The sequence below is a fragment of the Streptomyces ipomoeae 91-03 genome, from assembly GCF_000317595.1.
GTDB lineage: Bacteria > Actinomycetota > Actinomycetes > Streptomycetales > Streptomycetaceae > Streptomyces > Streptomyces ipomoeae.
On the sequence record NZ_AEJC01000369.1, the window covers coordinates 1 to 4615 of the forward strand.

5 protein-coding genes and 1 other RNA gene are annotated in these 4615 nt (G+C 68.5%); 1 reads left to right on the forward strand and 5 read right to left on the reverse strand.

Annotation, left to right across the window (positions count from 1 at the left end; all coding sequences use genetic code 11):
- Positions 1-35: 35 nt before the first annotated feature.
- From ssrA to ftsE, 5 genes are all read right to left on the reverse strand, one after another.
- Positions 36-435: a transfer-messenger RNA gene (ssrA, locus tag STRIP9103_RS45560) on the reverse strand.
- A 108-nt stretch (positions 436-543) separates the two neighbouring features.
- The gene (gene smpB, locus STRIP9103_RS23720; RefSeq protein ID WP_048820841.1) at positions 544-1083 is read right to left on the reverse strand and encodes an SsrA-binding protein SmpB; all 540 of its coding nucleotides are present in this window, start codon (positions 1081-1083) and stop codon (positions 544-546) included.
- Between the two features lie 114 nt (positions 1084-1197).
- Positions 1198-2463: a S41 family peptidase gene (locus STRIP9103_RS23725; RefSeq protein WP_009320787.1), complete on the reverse strand. Its 1266-nt coding sequence runs from the start codon at positions 2461-2463 to the stop codon at positions 1198-1200.
- A 67-nt stretch (positions 2464-2530) separates the two neighbouring features.
- Positions 2531-3442, reverse strand: a complete 912-nt coding sequence (ftsX, locus tag STRIP9103_RS23730) for a permease-like cell division protein FtsX (RefSeq protein ID WP_009320780.1) — start codon at positions 3440-3442, stop codon at positions 2531-2533.
- A gap of 35 nt (positions 3443-3477) precedes the next feature.
- Positions 3478-4167 (reverse strand): cell division ATP-binding protein FtsE, encoded by a 690-nt coding sequence (gene ftsE / locus STRIP9103_RS23735; protein WP_009320785.1) that lies wholly within the window; start codon positions 4165-4167, stop codon positions 3478-3480.
- A gap of 243 nt (positions 4168-4410) precedes the next feature.
- Between ftsE and STRIP9103_RS23740 the strand changes: the two genes are divergently transcribed.
- A complete protein-coding gene (locus tag STRIP9103_RS23740) occupies positions 4411-4602 on the forward strand; it encodes a hypothetical protein (protein WP_048820840.1) in 192 nt (63 codons plus the stop codon).
- Positions 4603-4615: the final 13 nt, after the last annotated feature.

The window sequence follows — 4615 nt, forward strand, 5'->3', positions numbered from 1 at the left end:
CTTCGCCCACATGGGGTGAGCCACACGCAGTGGCTTCGTGGAGATGGCGGGAATCGAACCCGCGTCCAACGGTGCGGAATCAGGGCTTCTCCGTGTGCAGTTCGCTGTGCTTTTCTCGGCCCCGGCGATCACGCGAACAAGTCGCCGACGGGCCCAGTCACTGTTGGATTTCCCTCTTCACCCCGTGACCGGGATCAAGGTTTAGTCCCCTAGCTGATGCCAGGATCCGGGTCGGGAACAGCCCCGGGCTGACACTCCCTTTAGTAAGGAGCTCGCGCGTCGCTACCTGAGATCAGGCGGCGAGGGCGAACTGCTTGGGAGAATCGCTCTTAACAGTGGCGATTATTTTTTTCGGCCTGTGGTTTACGAGATCATGGCCGCTTCCTCGACACGCTTCCCCTGCTTCGACATCCGCTGTCGAAACCGATCATCCCCATGTTGTGTTTTCAATCCCTCCGGAGAGGGCACGCGCACCCGCTGTGAGATGCAGGGGCCATCGTACGTGACCAACGCGAGCGCGTGCCACCGTATTCCCCGCCGTGGCTAGCCACGCTGCCTGCGCTTGGCCGCGGCGACGGCGCGGGCCGCCTCCCGCCGGTCCTGCTGCTCCCGCAGGGTCTGGCGCTTGTCGTACTCCTTCTTGCCGCGCGCGAGGGCGATCTCGGCCTTGGCCCGGCCGTCCTTGAAGTACACGGCGAGGGGCACGATCGTGTGACCCGTCTCCTGCGCCTTCGACTCCAGCTTGTCGATCTCCTCGCGGTGCAGCAGCAGCTTGCGCTTGCGGCGCGCGGCGTGGTTGGTCCAGCTGCCCTGGTGATACTCGGGGATGTGGGCGTTGTGGAGCCACGCCTCGCCCCCGTCGATCTGGACGAAGCCGTCGGTCAGCGAGGTACGGCCCTCGCGCAGCGACTTGACCTCGGTGCCGGTGAGCACGAGTCCGGCCTCGTAGGTGTCGATGATCGCGTAGTCGTGCCGGGCCTTCTTGTTCTGGGCGACGATCTTGCGCTTGCCGCCCTTCTCGCCGTCCCTGGACTTGGCGGCCCCCCCGCCCTGCTTGGGCTGGGACTCCTTGGGTACGTACATTCCCTTGCTCATAGTGCCGTCCATTTTCGCACTACGGAGGGGCTCCTCGGGAAGCCGATTAACGCGGCGGGGGCCAGTACGAGCGGGGGCGAGGCCGGTACGAGCGGGGACGGCTCACTGCCCGAGGCCGCTGAGCACCGTCTCGGCCCGCTGGAGGGCGTCGTCGTCCGCTTCGAGGTCGGGGGTGATGCCCCGGCCGTCGACGCTGTGGCCGGAGGGGGTGCGGTAGTGGCCGACGGTCAGTTCGGCGACGGAACCGTCGGGGAGACGGCTCGGCATCTGGACCGAGCCCTTGCCGAAGGTGCGGGAGCCGACGACCACCGCGCGGCCACGGTCCTGGAGGGCTCCCGTGAGCAGCTCGGCCGCGCTCATCGTGCCGCCGTCGACGAGCGCGACCAGGGGTCTGGCGGTGTCGCCGCCGGGGTCGGCGTGCAGGGCGCGCTGCTCGCCGTTGACGTCGTAGGTGGCGACGAGGCCACCGTCGAGGAAGGCGGAGGCGGTGGTGACGGCCTCGGTGACCAGGCCGCCGGAGTTGCCGCGGAGGTCGAGGACGAAGCCGGAGGCGTCCGTGGCCTGCTCGACGGCGGCCCGCACCATGTCCCCGGAGCCCTTGGTGAAGGCGTCGACCCTGACGACGGTGATCCCGCCGGCGAGGGTGCGGACGGTCACGTCCTCGGTGGAGAGGCGGGCCCTGCGCAGCGTCTGCTGCCATGTGCGGGTGCCGCGCTCCAGGCCCAGCGACACCGTCGTACCGGCGGCTGTGTCCTCCGCGGTCCCGGCGCTGCCCGCGTCGCCGCCTTCGTCGTCGAGCGTGTCGCCGCGGAGTAAGGAGACCACCTCGGTGACCGGGCGGCCGTCGACCTTGTGGCCGTCGATACTGACCAGTCGGTCGCCCGGGCGGATCCCGGCGGAGGCGGCGGGCGAGCCCTCCTGGACCCGGTCGACCTCGATACGGCCGTCGCTGTCGCGCTTCGCCCAGAGGCCGACGCCGGTGTACTCGCCGTCGAGGGCGTCCTCGAACTGTTCGTACTCGCCCTCGGAGTAGACCGCGCCCCAGCGGTCGCCGCTGCGGCTGACCGCGCGCTCGGCGGCCTCCAGCGGGGACTTCCCCGCGGCCATGGCCTCGGCGGCGGCGTCGGCGACGTCCTGCTGCGGCTCGTCGGACGTGGGACCGGGTGCGCGCGTGGCGGTGGGCACCGTGCGGTAGGGGTCGTCGAAGGAGCCGGTCGCGGCGCCGGTGACGAGCACGCCGGCGAAGAGCAGTGTCAGGGCCGCCCCGCGGCGGATGCGGCGGATCGAATCAGAGGGGACCGCGCGCACCGCGTCGGACAGGGCGGTGGTGGGCGACGGGCGGGCGAACAGGTCGCGGGGGCCTGACATGTCGGCGAGTCTAGGACAAGCCGAAGGGCCGCACCGGTCCTTGCCGGTACGGCCCGGTTGGCGTGCGTCACACCTTCAGATACTTGCGCAGCGCGACGAAGGCGGCGAGGGCGGGCATGAGCAGGCCGATCGCCATGACCAGGGGGAGCTTGGCGAGGACGACGTCCCAGCCGATGAAACTGACCAGAGGGATCTTCGCCGCGAGCCACTGGTCGACCAGGAAGTACTTGCCGGCGAGGATCAGCGTGCCCGCGAAGCCCGCGCCGATCAGGCCCGCGATCGCGGCCTCCATGATGAACGGCGCCTGGATGTAGAAGCCGGAGGCGCCCACCAGGCGCATGATCCCGATCTCCCGCCGACGGCTGAACGCCGAGACACGCACCGTGTTGACGATCAGCAGCAGCGCGACGACCAGCATCAGTCCCATCACGCCGAGCGCCGCCACGTTCATGCCGCCGAGCAGGTTGAACAGGTTCTCCAGCACATCCCGCTGGTCCTCGACCGACTGCACTCCGTCACGCCCGGAGAACGCGGTGTCGATCACCTTGTACTTCTCCGGGTCCTTGAGCTTGATCCGGTACGACTCCTGCATCTGGTCGGGCGTGAGGGAGGCGGCCAGCGGGGAGTCCTTGAACTGCTCCTTGTAGTGCTTGTACGCCTCGTCGGCCGACTCGTAGTAGACCTGGTCCACGATCGAGAGCTTGTCCAGGTCGCTCTTGATCTGCTTCTTCTGCTCCGAGGTGACGGCGCCCCTGGCGCAGTTGGCGTCCGCCTCCGCGTCCGCCTTGTTGCACAGGAAGATGGAGACCTGGACCTTGTCGTACCAGTAGCCCTTCATCGAGCTCACCTGGTCGCGCATGAGCAGCGAGCCGCCGAAGAGGGCGAGCGAGAGGGCGACCGAGATGACGACCGCGAAGGTCATGGTGAGGTTGCGGCGGAGACCGACACCGATCTCCGACAGAACGAACTGGGCGCGCATGGCGTCTTACTGGGCCTTTCCGTGGACTGTGGCGGTCAGTGCTGGTAGCCGTAGACGCCGCGCGCCTGGTCGCGGACGAGACGGCCCTTCTCCAGCTCGATGACGCGCTTGCGCATCTGGTCCACGATGTTCTGGTCGTGGGTCGCCATCACCACGGTGGTGCCCGTCCGGTTGATCCGGTCGAGCAGCTTCATGATGCCGACGGAGGTCTGCGGGTCGAGGTTGCCGGTGGGCTCGTCGGCGATCAGCAGCTTCGGCCGGTTGACGAACGCCCGCGCGATCGCCACGCGTTGCTGCTCACCACCGGACAGCTCGCCCGGCATCCGCTCCTCCTTGCCGCCGAGGCCGACCAACTCCAGCACCTGCGGCACGGACTTGCGGATCTCACCGCGCGACTTGCCGATGACCTCCTGCGCGAAGGCGACGTTCTCGCCGACCGTCTTGTTCGGCAGCAGCCGGAAGTCCTGGAACACCGTCCCGAGCTGGCGGCGCATCTGCGGCACCTTCCAGTTGGACAGGCGCGCGAGATCCTTGCCCAGGACATGCACCTGCCCCTGGCTGCACCGCTCCTCCCGGAGGATCAGCCGCAGGAAGGTGGACTTTCCGGAGCCGGAGGACCCCACGAGGAACACGAACTCGCCCTTCTCGACCTCCAGGGACACATCCCTGAGTGCGGGGCGGGTCTGCTTGGGGTAGACCTTGGACACGTTGTCGAATCGGATCACGGATGCACCACAGGCCGTCGGGAATGGATGACGGTGACTGTACCGCTACCCGCGCTCCGTAAGGGGCGCGGGGAACGGCGCGACCGGCCCCCACCCACCCGCGGCCGCGAAACCGCCCGAAACCACCCCTTTCGTAGGCGCCCGCGCAACCTCCGGGGGAACCTGGCACAGTGGGGAGAGGAACGAACCCGTTCCACGAAGCGTTGAGGTATGTGTGAGGCCACTGCAAGGAGGGCGAGGCGCATGACGTACGACCGGTTGGTGTGCGCGAACTGCGCGTCGCCCGTAGCCGAGGGCCGCTGCCATGTGTGCCGGGCCAGTCGCGAGCGACTCCAGCAGGAGAACCCCTTCGCGGCCCTGAGCCCGATGACTCTGATCGCCCTCCTGGCGATCCTGATAACAGCACTGGCGCTGCTGGCCCACCAGACGGCATAGGACGAAAAGCCAG

Coding starts and splice junctions, on each gene's coding strand:
- smpB (WP_048820841.1), bottom strand. CDS start 1,083: ATGTACGTACCCAAGGAGTCCCAGCCCAAGCAGGGCGGGGGGGCCGCC.
- STRIP9103_RS23725 (WP_009320787.1), bottom strand. CDS start 2,463: ATGTCAGGCCCCCGCGACCTGTTCGCCCGCCCGTCGCCCACCACCGCC.
- ftsX (WP_009320780.1), bottom strand. CDS start 3,442: ATGCGCGCCCAGTTCGTTCTGTCGGAGATCGGTGTCGGTCTCCGCCGC.
- STRIP9103_RS23740 (WP_048820840.1), top strand. CDS start 4,411: ATGACGTACGACCGGTTGGTGTGCGCGAACTGCGCGTCGCCCGTAGCC.